General features: G+C 38.5%; 20 protein-coding genes. 15 read left to right on the forward strand and 5 right to left on the reverse strand.

Features of this window, described 5'->3' with window-relative positions:
• Window positions 1-10 precede the first annotated feature (10 nt).
• Window positions 11-664 carry a hypothetical protein gene (locus SB49_RS06780; RefSeq protein ID WP_062055064.1) on the forward strand — a complete coding sequence of 218 codons (654 nt, stop codon included), beginning with the start codon at window positions 11-13 and terminating at the stop codon, window positions 662-664.
• On the opposite strand, the gene SB49_RS06785 is transcribed toward SB49_RS06780, so the two are convergent.
• Window positions 661-1,809, reverse strand: coding sequence for a cysteine desulfurase family protein (locus SB49_RS06785; RefSeq protein ID WP_062055066.1), 1,149 nt, complete (start codon window positions 1,807-1,809; stop codon window positions 661-663). The genes SB49_RS06780 and SB49_RS06785 overlap by 4 nt on opposite strands.
• A 114-nt stretch (window positions 1,810-1,923) precedes the next feature.
• On the opposite strand from SB49_RS06785, the gene SB49_RS06790 reads away from it, so the two are divergent.
• Window positions 1,924-2,424, forward strand: coding sequence for a hypothetical protein (locus SB49_RS06790; RefSeq protein WP_062055068.1), 501 nt, complete (start codon window positions 1,924-1,926; stop codon window positions 2,422-2,424).
• A gap of 2 nt (window positions 2,425-2,426) precedes the next feature.
• Here SB49_RS06790 and SB49_RS06795 read toward each other — a convergent pair whose 3' ends face one another.
• Window positions 2,427-2,975, reverse strand: a complete 549-nt coding sequence (locus tag SB49_RS06795; RefSeq protein WP_062055070.1) for a Smr/MutS family protein — start codon at window positions 2,973-2,975, stop codon at window positions 2,427-2,429.
• Entirely contained in the window at window positions 2,968-3,168 is a 201-nt protein-coding gene (locus SB49_RS06800; RefSeq protein ID WP_062055071.1) for a hypothetical protein, read from the reverse strand. Before SB49_RS06800 ends, SB49_RS06795 begins: the two co-directional genes overlap by 8 nt.
• Before the next feature lie 43 nt (window positions 3,169-3,211).
• Here SB49_RS06800 and SB49_RS06805 point away from each other — a divergent pair, with 43 nt between their 5' ends.
• From SB49_RS06805 to SB49_RS06815, 3 genes are read left to right on the forward strand one after another with little or no spacing between them, the layout of a single operon-like run.
• Entirely contained in the window at window positions 3,212-3,514 is a 303-nt protein-coding gene (locus SB49_RS06805; protein ID WP_062055073.1) for a DUF2752 domain-containing protein, read from the forward strand.
• Between the two features lie 16 nt (window positions 3,515-3,530).
• Window positions 3,531-3,863, forward strand: a complete 333-nt coding sequence (locus SB49_RS06810) for a CCC motif membrane protein (RefSeq protein ID WP_062055075.1) — start codon at window positions 3,531-3,533, stop codon at window positions 3,861-3,863.
• 10 nt (window positions 3,864-3,873) lie between these two features.
• Complete coding sequence (locus SB49_RS06815) at window positions 3,874-4,185, forward strand: CCC motif membrane protein (RefSeq protein WP_335337893.1); 312 nt, start codon at window positions 3,874-3,876, stop codon at window positions 4,183-4,185.
• Between the two features lie 69 nt (window positions 4,186-4,254).
• Here the strand turns inward: SB49_RS06815 and recQ are convergent, their stop codons facing one another.
• Window positions 4,255-6,456 carry a DNA helicase RecQ gene (gene recQ / locus SB49_RS06820; RefSeq protein WP_062058951.1) on the reverse strand — a complete coding sequence of 734 codons (2,202 nt, stop codon included), beginning with the start codon at window positions 6,454-6,456 and terminating at the stop codon, window positions 4,255-4,257.
• A gap of 212 nt (window positions 6,457-6,668) precedes the next feature.
• On the opposite strand from recQ, the gene SB49_RS06825 reads away from it, so the two are divergent.
• The 4 genes from SB49_RS06825 to lptB all read left to right on the forward strand — a co-directional run bounded on the left by SB49_RS06825 (window position 6,669) and on the right by lptB (window position 9,608).
• Window positions 6,669-7,634 (forward strand): KpsF/GutQ family sugar-phosphate isomerase, encoded by a 966-nt coding sequence (locus SB49_RS06825; protein WP_062055078.1) that lies wholly within the window; start codon window positions 6,669-6,671, stop codon window positions 7,632-7,634.
• A gap of 26 nt (window positions 7,635-7,660) precedes the next feature.
• Window positions 7,661-8,470: a twin-arginine translocase subunit TatC gene (tatC, locus tag SB49_RS06830; protein ID WP_442983578.1), complete on the forward strand. Its 810-nt coding sequence runs from the start codon at window positions 7,661-7,663 to the stop codon at window positions 8,468-8,470.
• Window positions 8,454-8,804, forward strand: coding sequence for a carboxymuconolactone decarboxylase family protein (locus SB49_RS06835; protein ID WP_062055082.1), 351 nt, complete (start codon window positions 8,454-8,456; stop codon window positions 8,802-8,804). The genes tatC and SB49_RS06835 overlap by 17 nt, the downstream gene beginning before the upstream one ends.
• A gap of 63 nt (window positions 8,805-8,867) precedes the next feature.
• Window positions 8,868-9,608, forward strand: a complete 741-nt coding sequence (gene lptB / locus SB49_RS06840) for an LPS export ABC transporter ATP-binding protein (RefSeq protein ID WP_062055084.1) — start codon at window positions 8,868-8,870, stop codon at window positions 9,606-9,608.
• 58 nt (window positions 9,609-9,666) lie between these two features.
• Here lptB and SB49_RS06845 read toward each other — a convergent pair whose 3' ends face one another.
• Complete coding sequence (locus SB49_RS06845) at window positions 9,667-10,422, reverse strand: CDP-alcohol phosphatidyltransferase family protein (protein ID WP_062055086.1); 756 nt, start codon at window positions 10,420-10,422, stop codon at window positions 9,667-9,669.
• Window positions 10,423-10,612: 190 nt separating this feature from the next.
• Here SB49_RS06845 and SB49_RS06850 point away from each other — a divergent pair, with 190 nt between their 5' ends.
• The 6 genes from SB49_RS06850 to SB49_RS06870 all read left to right on the forward strand — a co-directional run bounded on the left by SB49_RS06850 (window position 10,613) and on the right by SB49_RS06870 (window position 15,346).
• The gene (locus SB49_RS06850; RefSeq protein ID WP_062055095.1) at window positions 10,613-11,794 is read left to right on the forward strand and encodes an Lnb N-terminal periplasmic domain-containing protein; all 1,182 of its coding nucleotides are present in this window, start codon (window positions 10,613-10,615) and stop codon (window positions 11,792-11,794) included.
• A gap of 11 nt (window positions 11,795-11,805) precedes the next feature.
• Entirely contained in the window at window positions 11,806-13,686 is a 1,881-nt protein-coding gene (locus tag SB49_RS06855; RefSeq protein ID WP_062055097.1) for an ABC-F family ATP-binding cassette domain-containing protein, read from the forward strand.
• 18 nt (window positions 13,687-13,704) lie between these two features.
• The gene (locus SB49_RS06860) at window positions 13,705-14,211 is read left to right on the forward strand and encodes a hypothetical protein (RefSeq protein WP_062055099.1); all 507 of its coding nucleotides are present in this window, start codon (window positions 13,705-13,707) and stop codon (window positions 14,209-14,211) included.
• 32 nt (window positions 14,212-14,243) lie between these two features.
• Window positions 14,244-14,381 carry a hypothetical protein gene (locus SB49_RS16105; RefSeq protein ID WP_200960647.1) on the forward strand — a complete coding sequence of 46 codons (138 nt, stop codon included), beginning with the start codon at window positions 14,244-14,246 and terminating at the stop codon, window positions 14,379-14,381.
• A 29-nt stretch (window positions 14,382-14,410) separates the two neighbouring features.
• On the forward strand, window positions 14,411-14,986 hold the full coding sequence (locus SB49_RS06865) for a cob(I)yrinic acid a,c-diamide adenosyltransferase (RefSeq protein WP_062055101.1): 576 nt from the start codon (window positions 14,411-14,413) through the stop codon (window positions 14,984-14,986).
• A gap of 135 nt (window positions 14,987-15,121) precedes the next feature.
• A complete protein-coding gene (locus SB49_RS06870) occupies window positions 15,122-15,346 on the forward strand; it encodes a DUF2795 domain-containing protein (protein WP_013551418.1) in 225 nt (74 codons plus the stop codon).
• Window positions 15,347-15,506: the final 160 nt, after the last annotated feature.

A 15,506-nucleotide genomic window follows, 5' to 3' on the forward strand; every position in this document is an offset into this window, starting at 1 on the left:
AATTAAAGCAATGAAGAAGAATTTAATTTACCTATTACTATTTGCCTCAGTGGCGATACATGCCCAAAAAAATATTTACGAAAGTGATAAATTTGATGCGCTTAGCAGCGAACACGAGGTCTTGGCCATTATACCCTTTCTGACCAATTTGGAACTCAAAGACCAAATCTCAAAAACAGAGCTTAAGGCCCTGGAAAAAAAAGAGGGCTATGCGGTACAGGATGCATTGGAGGTATACTTTTCGCGCATAAAAAAGAAAAAGAAATTTTCAGTGGAATTTCAAAATATCAAAAACACCAATGCTATTTTGACAAAGAATGATATTGATTATGACAATATTGATGTCTACACCATTAAAGAGCTTTGTAAAATACTGGAAGTGGATGGTATCATTAGTGGCAACCTCGATATGAACATTTTACTCTCCAAGGGCATCCCTGACGGTTTCAGTTTCATTGATTATTTAATGGGAGATTCCAATTATGGAAGAATTGGGATGAAGATCAGTGATGGGGCAAGCGGAAAATTATTGTGGAAATACGAAAAGGAGATCAATAAGAAATCCGGAAAAAACACGAATGACCTTATCGATGGCATGATGAAATCCGCTACCCGTAAATTTCCTTATGAACGGGAAAAGGCGAAAAATAGAAAAAATGATTAATCGTTCGCGTAGTCCTTCAACACACTTATCACATAGTCCAACTCTTCTTTTGTATTGTATTTAGAAAAGGAGAAACGCAATGATGGCCTCTTTAGTTCATCTTTGGAAAGTATCTCTCCAAGCACGTGGGAACCTAAATCACTCCCAGATTGGCATGCACTTCCTTTAGAACAGGCAATACCCTTGAGATCCAAATGAAAGAGTAGCATTAAGGCCTTTTCTTCACTGTAGGGAAGGCACACATTGACCAAAGTATAGGTACTCTTGTCCAAATCTCCTGATAGGCCATTAAATGTAGCCTCGGGAAGTTTTTTCCCTAGCTTTTCAATAAAGTACTTTTTCAGATCGGTCACGTAGTTACGTTCCGCATCCATATTTTTATAGGCAGCGATAAAAGCCTCTTCCAAACCAACTATATTGTGGAAAGATTCTGTTCCCGCTCTAAACCCCCGTTCTTGAGAGCCCCCAAAAATTAATGGCTTAAGCCCGGTATTTCTTTTTAAATATGCAAAACCAATACCCTTGGGACCATGAAATTTATGAGCTGCAGCTGTTAAGAAATCAATTTGCGTATTTTTCACATCCCATTCATAATGCCCAACGGACTGTACCGTATCTGAATGAAAAAGTGCCTGATTATCCGCACAAAGTTTTCCTATGGCATCAATATCTATTTTATTGCCAATTTCATTATTGACATGCATAAGACTGACCAACTTCTTGGAATCGTCCTGTTGCAACAAAGTTGTCAAGTGTGACATATCTGGATTTCCGGAGGGATCTAAATTCACAAAGTGAAGGGTTACCCCATATTCTTTGGCCAATTCTTCCGCTGTATGCAATACGGCATGGTGTTCTATTTTGGAGGTGATCAAAGTCTTTACACCCAAATCCCTAACCGCACCCCTTAAAATCATATTGTCGGCCTCTGTACCCCCAGAGGTGAATATTATTTCCGAAGGATGTGCATTGAGTTCCTTAGCTATGGTTTTTCTGGCTTTTTCAATAGCTGTCTTTGCAGAACGCCCAAAACTATGGGTAGAAGATGGGTTCCCATAAAAATTGGCAAGTGCGTCCTGCATTTTTACAATAACTTCCTCCCTAACCTGCGTGGTCGCAGCACTATCCAGATATACCCTTTGCATGAAACAAAATTTCAGATTATATAATGGCCAAAAATAAATGAAATAAAGTTAATTTCTCCTAAATAGAGGTAAAAGCTATAGGGAAATCCCTTTTTTTTGAATTAAATTTGACGCATGAAACAAGTTATTCTTTTTGCTTTTTTAGGATTATTACTCTCCTGCGATGACGGGGATCTACAAATAGAAACCTTAAATTTTGACGATAGCACCATAGCCTTGTGCGGAACTGCCACCACAGGGAGTGAGGTCTTCTTCAAGATTAATGGGGATGAAGCATTAATATTGACCTTGGAGGCAGGGATTTTAAAAAATGAAGTTTCGGACGGTAGCCTTGAAAGTGTCATTCCCGGTAATTCAAAAATTACCTATAGAATTTTTTCCGGCACTGTCAGCAACAGCTACTTTTGTAGTGACATACCACCCACAACTCCTACTGTTGTTGATGAAATTGAGGCAATAGATGGAAAGGTCCTCGTAAATACTATACTATTGGAGGATGGGGTCACGTACCAACATACCATTCAATTAAGTGAAATATCGCTTGTGAACGAGAATGGATCTAGAATCACAGATTTAAGCATCAATGATTTTGGAGTCATAACGACCACCGAATAATTTTACGCATTCTGATAAATATAAACCTCGGTTGCCCCCAGCCCATACTTCTGGTAATCCGCATCATAATATTTAACATTCTCATATCTTTTGAAGAGATAGTAAAGTTCTTCCTTCAAAATTCCTTCTCCCACTCCATGTATGAATACCACTTTTTGGATACGTTTGGCCATGGCGAATTCCAATTGTCTTTTGGCAGCATCCAATTGGATATTTAATATTTCGTAATTGCTCATCCCTTTATTGGAGGGTACTAAGTGATGGATGTGAAGATCAACTTCCATCTTTGGGGCACTGCGTTCTTTGGGCTTAACGGTCTGGGTATTTCTCCTTTTTGGAATTTCCTTTTCCTTTTTTATTCGTGCCACTTCAAAATTATGGACCGTAATGTCATCCGTATTGGCTACCAACATTAATTCTCCCGGTGAAAAACTGAGCATAAAACCTTCCTCGGTCTCAACGGAAATTTGATTTTCCTGTATACCCTGCACGATTCCAACAATAACATCATCTACGGTCTCTACCTTATCCCCAACCTTAAACTTACTCATGCTGATCCTTTTCTTTAGTTACTTCCCCATCATTACCATCACTCCAGATCTGCGTGGATTTATAAATCCCAAACATCAACAAAACTATCCCGATGCTTAATGCATATTCTTTTTTCATATATGATTCACCTGCTCCCATGATCAAGGCACCCGTAATAATGAGCAAAAAATAAATAATTCGTTTTGTTTTCATTCCCCAAAATTAATAGTAATTTTCACCAAAAGAATCTATTTACATGAAAATACTCCCTTTTTTGTTGTTATTTTCTTTGGATGATTTTATGCTTCCATGCTTAAACAAAAAGCTCTTGGGCATTGAATGTCCTGGATGTGGCCTACAAAGAGCCATAGCATTGATATTCAAAGGAGAGTTTAGGGAAGCTTTTTTAATGTACCCTGCAATATATCCACTGATACCACTTCTGGGATTCCTATTGGTCAACAACTTTTATCCCGTAAAGCACGCCAATAAAATAATTATAGCCTTAACCGCTACAACTATATCACTAATAATTACCAACTTTATTTTTAAACTTTAAAACTAAACTTTTATTTATGGAACAACAGAAATTACCGAATGCCACAATGATCATTGTACTGAGTATCGCCTCCATTGTCCTATGTTGGTGCTATGGTCTACTTGGCCTCATATTGGCCGTAATAGCATTGATTTTGGCAAATAAATCCGTGAATCTTTATAAGACTAGTCCGGAATTATATATTGATTATAGCACTATTAAAACAGGAAAGGTGCTGGCCATTATCGGATTGGTACTGAACATTCTCTTTATTTTGATGATTGTTTGGATAATAGCTATGGTAGGATGGGACGCCCTTCAGGATGAAGAATTAATGCGAGAACGAATGGAAGATATAATGAACCAATAAAAGCAATACTATGATGAATAGGGAACCGTTACCAGGAGCAAGCAACGCAATGGCCATGGGAATTATTTCTATAATAACACCTTTTGTTTGTTGTGGCCCTTTCGGTATTATATTTAGTATCATAGGACTAGTAAGTGCCGGAAAGGCTGAAAAATTATATTACGATAACCCGGAATTGTATTCGGGCTTTGAAAATGTAAAAACAGCCAAAATCCTTTCCTATATAGGCTTGGGCATATCCCTTGTCTGTTTATTGGCCTTGATTTTGTTTTTTGGTACCATAGCAGCCGTAATAACAACAGGTAGTTTCGACCAGTACTAACTAATTGCATAACCACAAAAAAATCCCCTTGATTACTCAAGGGGATTTTTTTAATCTTTCATTAGGATCCTAATTGGCCACTTCGCTTATAAACTTTAATCGGTACAACCGTAGCTCCTCGTCTTCATAATCCCCATCAAATTCTTTGATTGCTTCTTCAATATTGTCCGTTTCCGCATCCAGAAAATAATCATGTATTTCCTCCTGCTGGTCATCGTCTAAAATTTCATCTACCCAGTAACTCAGATTGAGTTTGGTTCCACTAAAAACGATCTGCTCCATTTCCTTTATCAATTCAGAAATGTTTAACCCTTTAGCGGCCGCAATGTCGTCTAGAGGTAATTTTTTATCTACATTTTGGATAATATAGAGCTTAAGGCCCGAATTGGCTCCCGTACTTTTAACTACAAGATCGTCTGGCCTTAGAATATCATTCTCCTCAACATAATTGGCAATGAATTTTACAAAAGGTTTTCCATATTTCTTGGCTTTGCCTTCCCCTACTCCATGAATATTGACAAGTTCTTCCACCGTAATGGGATACTTCAAAGCCATATCTTGCAAAGAGGGATCCTGGAATACCACAAAAGGCGGTACCTCTAATTTTTTTGCTTCCTTTTTTCTAAGGTCCTTCAATAATTGTAACAAGTTTTCATCGGCTACACCACCAGCAGTCTTTGCCGCACTTACAATGGCATCATCTGCTGCCTGACTATAGATATGATCCATCGTCATCATAAACGATGTGGGATTCTTGAGATAATTGGCCCCTTTCTCCGTGACATGAAGGATTCCGTATTGCTCAATTTCCTTCTTCATAAGCCCCGCGACCAAGGTCTGTCGTATAAGAGCCATCCAATACCCCTTATCTTTCTCTTTACCTATACCAAAGAATGGCTTTTCATCGGTTTTATGCGAAGAAATCAGAGCGTTGACCTTTCCTGTCAAGGTTTTGACAATTTCCTTGGATTTAAACTTTTCCTTGGTACCCTGTACCACTTGGAGAAGTTTAACAACATCATCCTTTGCCTCTTGCTTTTCCTTGGGATTTCTGGTATTATCATCCATTTCCGCTCCTTCGCCGTTCACCTCATCAAATTCTTCACCGAAATAATGAAGGATAAATTTTCTTCGGGACATGGAGGTTTCAGCGTAACCCACTACTTCCTGTAGAAGGGCGTTCCCTATTTCCTGTTCCGCCACGGGTTTACCGGACATGAACTTTTCTAATTTCTCAATATCCTTATAGGAATAAAATGCGAGACAATGACCTTCGCCACCATCCCTTCCGGCACGGCCAGTTTCCTGATAGTAACTTTCAATACTTTTAGGCATATCATGGTGGATCACAAACCTCACATCTGGTTTATCTATTCCCATTCCAAATGCAATGGTAGCTACCACAACATCAACACCTTCCATCAAAAACAAATCTTGATACTTAGATCTTGTTTTTGCATCGAAGCCCGCATGATAAGGCACGGCACTAATGCCATTAACTTGTAATATCTGGGCCAGTTCTTCTACCTTTTTACGGCTCAAACAATATATGATTCCTGATTTACCTGAATTTTGTTTTACAAAACGAATGATATCCCCTTCTATATTGGCTGTTTTCGGGCGTACCTCATAATATAAATTTGGTCTATTGAAAGATGCCTTGAAAACCTTGGCCTCTGTAATTCCCAAATTTTTAATAATATCTTCCTGTACTTTTGGTGTGGCGGTAGCGGTTAAACCAATAATTGGTATGTCGTCGCCCAACCTAGCAATAATGGTACGTAAATTTCGATATTCAGGTCTAAAGTCGTGTCCCCATTCCGAGATGCAATGAGCCTCATCCACGGCCACAAAGGATACTTTTACAGATTGTAAAAAATCTACATATTCTTCCTTGGTAAGGGATTCCGGTGCCACGTAAAGTAATTTTGTAATTCCACTGGTTATATCCTCCTTTACCTGCCTAATTTCCGTTTTGGTCAAAGAGGAGTTTAATACGTGCGCAATGCCGTTCTCAGAGGATATTCCACGAATGGCATCCACTTGGTTTTTCATCAGGGCTATTAGTGGAGAGACCACAATTGCTGTTCCTTCTTGCATGAGAGCAGGGAGCTGGTAGCATAGGGATTTACCCCCACCAGTAGGCATAATTACAAAGGTATTCTTTCCTTGTACTATATTTTTTATGACTTGTTCTTGAAGACCTTTGAACTTTGAAAATCCAAAGTATTTTTTTAATGAGGCATGTATATCCATTCCATTCAAACCCATACGGTTCCTTACATTTTTATTATCATCACCCTTTGATATCAAGGGGCAAAACTTCATTTTTTAATATACGGATTTTTACCTTTGGCAAAACAATTGAGGCAAATTTATTTATTGATATTTTAAATATACTATAAAATTAAGTTTATGTAATTTTGCGATATTAAATATAATACATTCTTTTAGTAATTCAATCACATAATTCTATTATCACATTGAGCGATACTACAGCTATACTAAATATAGCAAAAAAAACCATAGAGACAGAAGCGGAAGCCATTCACCATTTAGGCTCCCTATTGACGGAGGAGTTTGCACAGACTGTTGACCTTATTTACCAATCCAAAGGCAGGGTGGTCATTTCCGGTATCGGAAAAAGTGCTCTTATAGCTTCCAAAATTGTCGCTACGTTGAATTCCACCGGAACCCCCTCAATTTTTATGCATGCCGCAGATGCCATCCATGGTGATCTGGGCACCATACAAGACGATGATGTGGTGATCTGTATTTCTAAAAGTGGGAATACCCCTGAGATAAAAATGTTGGTTCCCTTGATTAAAAGTGGCAATAATAAATTGATTGGAATGACCGGCAACATGGATTCATTCTTGGCCAACCATGCCGATTTTAGATTAAATACCTTTGTGGAAAAAGAGGCCTGCCCAAATAATCTGGCCCCTACCACCAGTACCACTGCCCAATTGGTCATAGGGGATGCCCTCGCCATATGCTTACTGGAATTAAGAGGTTTCAGCAGTAAGGATTTTGCCAAATATCACCCTGGAGGTGCCTTGGGAAAGAGATTGTACCTAAGAGTATCGGACATTGCCAATAACAATATGAAACCTGCTGTAAATGTGGATTCAGATGTAAGAAAGGTTATTGTGGAAATTTCCGAAAAGATGTTAGGGGTAACTGCAGTTTTGGAAAATGGAAAGGTAGTAGGCATCGTAACGGATGGGGATATCAGAAGAATGCTGAACAAGTTCGACAATATTACGGGGCTTACGGCCAAGGATATTATGACCGCAACACCTAAAACTATTGAAACCGATGTCTTGGCAATCAATGCTCTTGAGCTCATGCAAGAAAAAGGGATATCACAATTACTCGCAATGAGCGGTGAAAATTATATGGGAGTAGTACATTTGCACAACTTAATCAACGAAGGTATACTGTAATGGCGAACAGCAAAAATCACAATGAGATGTCTTTTCTTGATCATCTCGAGGAACTGCGATGGCATTTAATCCGATCCACTATTGCAGTGGTGCTTATAGGATTGGTTGCCTTTATCATGAAGGATTTCATTTTTGATACGGTAATTTTCGGGCCTAAAAGACCAGATTTTCCCACCTATAAACTATTTTGCCATCTTTCAAAGATGCTTGGGTTCAGTGAGGCTTTTTGTGGAACAGAACCTTTGTTCAGGATTCAGAGTAGAGAAATGGCCGGACAGTTTTCTGCCCATATCTGGACCTCTATCTGGGCAGGATTTATTGTAGGGTTTCCATACATACTTTATGAAATGTGGAAGTTTATCTCTCCTGGACTTTATACCAAAGAAAAAAACAATGCCAGGGGATTTATCTTTATTGCCTCCGTACTATTTTTCACTGGCGTATTGTTCGGTTATTATGTAGTAGCCCCGCTTTCCATAAACTTTTTAGGAGGGTACCAGGTAAGTAAAGAGGTTTTTAATGATATAGATTTGGGATCTTATATCTCCACGGTACGTGCGGCAGTTATTGCGTGCGGACTGGTATTTGAACTTCCAATCATCATATTTTTTCTAACCAAGATAGGTCTTGTAACTCCAGAGGTGTTAAAAAAATACCGCAAGATTTCTTTGGTAGTGGTTTTAATCCTATCTGCAATAATCACTCCTCCGGATGTAGCCAGTCAGATCATAGTGGCCATCCCTATTTTAGTATTATATCAAGTAAGTATTTATATATCAGGATACGTAATACGTCAAGAAGCTAAAAAAAATAAGAAGAATGCCAAATCAAGTTGAAGAATTTAATGCTTACCGTTCTAAGATGAACGAGAAGCTGATGGCCGATAACAACAAGATCATCAAAAGAATTTTTAATTTAGACACCAACGCCTTTGCTCCAGGAGCATTGGACGTAAAAACAAAAGAATTGCTAGGTCTAGTAGCTTCTGCCGTTCTCAGGTGTGATGATTGTGTAAAATACCACTTGGAAAGCTCCCACAAAGAAGGGGCCACCAAAGCTGAGGTAATGGAAACCTTGGGTATAGCCACCTTGGTTGGGGGCACCATAGTAGTCCCCCATTTAAGAAGGGCCTATGAATATTGGGAAGCATTGGAAACTCAGGAAGGTTAAAATAATTACAAATCTGTCCCATAAATCATATTATGGGTTAGATTTGGAACATAATACGAGTAGATGAAATTAAGGGCAGAAAATATCATGAAGTCCTACAGGGGACGAAAAGTAGTAAAAGGCATTTCCCTGGAGGTGAACCAAGGGGAAATTGTTGGACTTCTGGGACCTAATGGGGCAGGGAAGACAACCTCCTTTTACATGATTGTTGGCCTTATAAAACCCAATGGGGGGAATATCTATTTGGACAATATGGAAATAACCAATTTTCCAATGTACAAAAGGGCCCAAAACGGTATTGGTTACCTAGCTCAAGAAGCTTCGGTATTTAGAAAACTCAGTATTGAAAAGAATATTTTAAGTGTATTACAGCTCACCAAATTGAGCAAAAAAGAGCAACTTATGAAAATGGAGTCGCTTATAGAAGAGTTCAGTTTAGGGCATATTCGTAAAAACCGTGGCGACCTTTTATCGGGGGGTGAACGCAGACGTACAGAAATTGCGAGAGCCTTGGCCACCGACCCAAAATTTATTCTCTTGGATGAACCTTTTGCAGGAGTAGATCCTGTAGCCGTAGAAGACATCCAGCGTATTGTAGCCCAACTCAAAAACAAAAATATTGGTATTTTGATCACGGATCACAACGTTCAAGAAACCTTGGCCATAACGGAGCGTTCTTATTTAATGTTCGAAGGTGGGATCTTAAAATCCGGTATTCCGGAAGATTTAGCGGCCGATGAAATGGTGCGTAAGGTGTACTTGGGTCAAAATTTTGAGCTGCGTAAGAAAAAGTTGGACTTCTAGAATTCCAATTCCCTAATAACTTCTCAAAAAGTACAAACCATCCAACTAGAATAGGAGCCTATTTTGTAATCTTAATCCTATTCACAAGGGAACTTGCCACATAAAAAACAATAATAAAAGGAATTGCCAAGAACTTCATAGTACCTATAGACACCAGGCAAACGGCAATAAATACATAACGCAGGGCATTATCCCTAAAGCTCCAATTTTTAAACTTCAAGGCAAAGAGTTCTATATTTGAATTTAGGAGAAAGGCACTGAGTAAAGTCATTCCAATCAAAAACCATTGGTTCAATATTATCCCATTTAAGAATTCGTTATTGTGGTACAACAGGATCAAAGGCAATGAAAAAATCAAAAGTGCATTGGCAGGTGTTGGTAGCCCGCTAAAAGAAGAAACCTGATTCTCATCTATATTGAATTTTGCGAGCCTGTAGGCCGAGGCCAAAGTAATGACAAATCCCAGGAAAGGCAAAACAGCAAGTTCAGTTGAACTTTGGGCCATGGAAGTGGAAGTTTCAGTACCAAATTCCAAGTTCCATCCTCCTACAGAGGACATTTTTAATAATTGATACATTACAATCCCTGGCACCAGCCCACTGGTAATCATATCCGCCAATGAGTCGAGCTGCAGTCCCAGTTCACTTTGTACTTTCAGCAGCCTAGCGGCGAGTCCGTCAAAGAAATCAAAAAAGATCCCCAAGAACACAAATAAAGCGGCAATTTCCAAATCGTTCCTAACAGCGAATACAACGGCTATACAGCCACATAAAACGTTTAATAAGGTAATGAGGTTTGGAATATGTCTTTTCATGTCTATGTTTTTTTACAGCAATGGCAAACAGAAAATGCTAGAGCTGTGTAAAATTAGTTTTTAATTAAAATAATCTGTTAAATATAGTTCGCCTTTTTTTACAATCTACAAAAATGCCTATGTGTAATCCCTTTATTTATTCGATATTTGTCGCCGATAGGAATAGTCGTATCCTCCAACAGTTTTTGAAATGCAATTGAAAATTCGTTTTTTGTTAGTCCTTTTGGGCTTTTCTTTCATGACCTTTTCACAAGAGGTTGAGCTCTCCCCAAAAGCCCAGATCAGTATCATAACCTGCGGACCAGGGCAGGAATTATACAGCACCTTTGGCCATAGTGCCTTTAGGTTACAAGATCCTGTGCTAGGAATAGACGTAGTGTACAATTATGGTACATTTAATTTTAACACCCCTAATTTCTACATGAAATTTGCCCGCGGGAAGTTATTATACTCTCTGAGCAGACAAAAATTCGAAGACTTTCTTTGGACTTACGAGATGGAAAACCGTTGGGTACAAGAACAGCTCCTAAACCTTGATACCATAGAAACCAAGGCACTTTTTGCATTTTTAGAGACTAATTATAAGCCGGAAAATCGGGATTACCAATATGATTTCTTTTACAACAATTGCTCTTCCAAGATAAGAGATGTATTGAACGCAGTTTATGGCGACAGAGTTACCTATTTTGATGGCCACCTCATACAGAGATACACTTTTAGACAACTGATTCATCAAAGTTTGGTCACCAATTCATGGTCTGCCTTTGGGATTGATCTGGCGCTGGGATCTGTAATCGACAAAAAAGCCACTCCCAATGAGCATATGTTCCTACCAATATATGTCATGGACCAAATGGCCAATACAAATTTAAACCAAGAGCCTATAGTAAAAAGAGAGCGGTCCATTATGGAATTTGAATCTCTTGACCCCTATACCTACTTTTTGCTGACACCCTTCTTTTGGGTTTTGGCCCTAATGGTATTTGCTCTAGTTATCACCTATATCGACTATAAAAACAATAGCCGTAGCCGTTGGTTAGATTTTTTCTTATCTTTTAGTACGGGTATTACAGGACTGTTGATCATTTTTTTATGGTTCTTTACGGACCACACGGCAACAGCGGGAAATTTAAATATTCTTTGGGCATTCCCCCTCAATATTGTGACCTGTTTTTATTTGGCTAGGACCAAGCCCCTACCCCAATGGATGCAAAAATATTTTGTATTGATCACGGTATTACTGATTATCACTCAGTTGGTTTGGCTAATAGGAATACAGATATTCTCACCACTGATCACTCCACTATTGGTGCTATTGGTTGTACGTTACTTCTTTTTGATCCACTGGTCAAAAAGAAACATTAAGAAATAAAAAGTAAATTCATGAACCTACTTACAGTAGAAAACATATCAAAGTCTTTTGGCGAACTTGTCCTTTTTAAGGATTTGTCCTTTGGCATTAACAAGGATCAAAAGATTGCACTGATCGCCAAAAACGGAAGTGGAAAAACTTCCATTTTAAATATTTTAGCAGGATTTGACACCCCCGATACGGGGCAGGTAAATTATAGAAATGGGATTAGGGTTTCCTATCTTTCCCAGGAGCCGGACTTAAATCCAGAGCTTACCGTTGAAGAGACCATATTTGCTTCTGATAATGAAATTTTGAAGGTAATTGCCCAATATGAAAAAGCATTGGAGAATCCGGAAGATGCCGAATTTTACCAAAAAGCTTTTGAGGGCATGGAGCGCAACAATGCGTGGGATTTTGAGACCCAATACAAGCAAATCCTTTCCAAACTTAGATTTGAGGATCTTCATATAAAGGTCGGTCTCCTTTCAGGGGGACAAAAAAAGCGTTTGGCCCTGGCCAATGCACTGATCAATAAGCCAGATCTTCTGATTTTGGATGAGCCTACCAATCATTTGGATTTAGAGATGATCGAGTGGCTTGAAGCTTATTTCGCAAAAGAAAACATCACCTTGTTCATGGTAACCCACGATCGCTTTTTCTTGGAAAGAGTGTGCAATGAAATTATTGAACTGGACAATGGGCAGCTCTATTCTTACAAAGGAAACTATTCTTACTATTTGGAGAAAAAGGATGCCAGGTTGGAACAAGAGGCAGTAGAACATCACAAATCCAAAATACTCTATAACCAGGAGTTAACGTGGATGAGGAGACAGCCTAAAGCGAGAACCACAAAATCCAAATCTAGAATTGACGATTTTCAGGCAATAAAGGAAAAAGCAGGACAACGCAGAAAAGAACACCAGGTAGAATTGGAACTCAATATGGAGCGTTTGGGCAGCAAAATTCTGGAACTCCATAAAATATCCAAAGCCTATCCCGGAAAGCCAATTCTGGATAAATTTGAATATAATTTCTTGAAAGGGGAACGCATAGGTATCATTGGTAAAAATGGTACTGGAAAATCTACCTTTCTAAACCTTCTAACAGGGGAAGACCAACCCGATGGCGGCAAAGTCGTTGTAGGTGATACCATAAAATTTGGATATTATACCCAAAAGGGAATCGTAATAAAGGAAGGACAAAAGGTAATAGATGTCATTCGTGAATTTGGGGATTATATTCCATTAAAAAAAGGACGTCAAATTTCGGCCCAGCAGCTTCTGGAACGTTTTCTTTTCGACAGAAAAAAACAATATGATTTTGTAGACAAGCTTAGTGGAGGGGAACGCAAAAGACTCTATCTCTGTACGGTCCTTATACAAAATCCCAACTTTTTGATCTTGGATGAACCTACCAATGATTTGGATATTGTTACCCTGAACGTATTGGAAAGTTTTCTACTCGATTTCCCTGGATGCCTTATAGTGGTGTCCCACGACCGATATTTTATGGATAAGATCGTGGACCACCTTTTTGTTTTTAGAGGTAATGCAGAAATAGAGGATTTTCCTGGTAATTACTCGGATTTTAGGGCATACGAAGACAGTGTTGTTGCAGATTATAGAGCTGAAAAAGAAAAAAATACCGAAACTAAGCCGGCAAAAAATTCTTGGAAGAACGAAGGAAAAACCGTCAAGCTGTCTTATAACGATCAAAAGGAATACAACAGTTTAGAAAAAACCATAAAACGCTTAGAAGAAAAGAAGGAACAACTACAAAATAAATTTGCGGACCCCGCATTGGGTGGCGGTGAGATAGACAAATTATCCCTGGAATTAAAAGAGGTTGAAGAAGCAATAGAGTCCAAAACAGAGCGATGGTTTGAACTTTCTGCTCTTATGGAAGGATAAATACAAATCTTATAGTTCATGTACTCTAGGTTCCTATCCTATCTGAAATTTTTATTGCACTCCAAAAATGAGCATGGGGTTCATTCCCCTTTCATTTTTAAGTATGTCACCCGGTGTCTGTATGCCAAGAAAAAATATTCCAAAGACAAGGCACAGAACGTGGTATTAAAAAGTTTGGAGTATTTCCAATGCCAGAGCTTCACCATTGTACCACCTAGTAGGGACTTTGAATCAGAAGTGAAAAAGAATTTTCCAACTATTGCTGTAGAACCTATTTCGGTAGATCTTATATACATCGCTGACTTTACGGAAGATATATTGCAAACCTATGTTCACAACAATAAAAAGGTAAGGAACGACACCGTGGTTATATTAGGCCATATTTATAAGAATAGGGACAGCGCCCTACTTTGGCAAAAACTTAAGGAGTCAGACAAAGTTAAAGTTACCGTGGATATGTATCATTGCGCCGCTTTATTTTTTAGAAGGGAACAAGTAAAGGAACATTTTAAGATACGGATTTAATCCTTTAATTTTAGAGTGTTTAAATCAATGTCATGAATTACACCATATATATAATATTGGCCGTACTCGGGTTTATTTATGTCATCAATCTAATCTATACCCGTAGAAAGATCAATAAAAGAAAGTCCAAAAAATTCATGGACCGCTCCGATGAGGATCTAAAAAAATAAGCAAAAGGCCATAGCACAAAAAATTAAATATGAAAATTTACACCAAAACAGGAGATAAAGGCACTACAGCATTGTTTGGAGGAAAAAGAGTACCCAAACATCATATTCGGATAGACAGTTATGGCACTATAGACGAACTAAACTCTTGGATGGGCTTGATCAGAGACCAAAACATTGACGAGCATTCCAAAAATACCTTGACCCTCATACAGAACAAGCTATTCACCGTTGGAGCCATCTTAGCCACTGACCCTGAAAAAGCTGTTCAGAAGAACGGCAAGGAAATATTGAACATTGCCAAGATCAACGAAAAGGACGTAGCGTACTTAGAAAAAGAAATGGATTGCATGAACGAGGCACTACCCCCAATGACAAATTTTATTCTGCCGGGCGGACATACCACGGTATCTTACTGCCACATTGCAAGGACGGTTTGCAGAAGGGCGGAACGATTGGCTACCCATCTTTATGAAAACGAGCCCTTTGACAGCAATGTTCTATCATACATCAATAGGCTTTCGGATTACTTGTTTGTACTGGCCCGTTTGTTATCCAAAGATTTGGATGCCGAAGAAATAAAATGGATTCCTGAGAAAAAAGACTAATAAATTTGTATTTTACTCGTTAGTAAAGTATTGAATATAAATTATTGTTAATAAATTTGCAGAAATAAATCGAGAAAAACTTGACTATGTCATTTTAAAAATTATTTTTGCAAAAATTTAAATTATACTATTGCGATGTATTGGACATTAGAATTGGCTTCATATTTAAGTGATGCACCTTGGCCAGCCACCAAAGACGAGTTGATTGATTATGCTATTAGAACAGGTGCTCCTTTGGAAGTGGTTGAAAATCTTCAATCCATGGAAGAGGAAGGCGGAGAAATCTATGAATCTATTGAGGAAATATGGCCAGACTATCCTACGGAAGAAGATTACCTCTGGAATGAGGACGAATATTAGATAAAAATTAACGGAATTACATCAAAAAAGTCTCATATGAGGCTTTTTTTTTACGTAATTTTGACCCTACTAATCTAGTTTCGGACCAATAGGTAAATTGAATTATTCAACCCCTAGAAGAAATAAAACACAGAAACTAACCGCAGTACCCATACTGCGG

This window comes from Sediminicola sp. YIK13, from assembly GCF_001430825.1.
Lineage (GTDB): Bacteria > Bacteroidota > Bacteroidia > Flavobacteriales > Flavobacteriaceae > Sediminicola.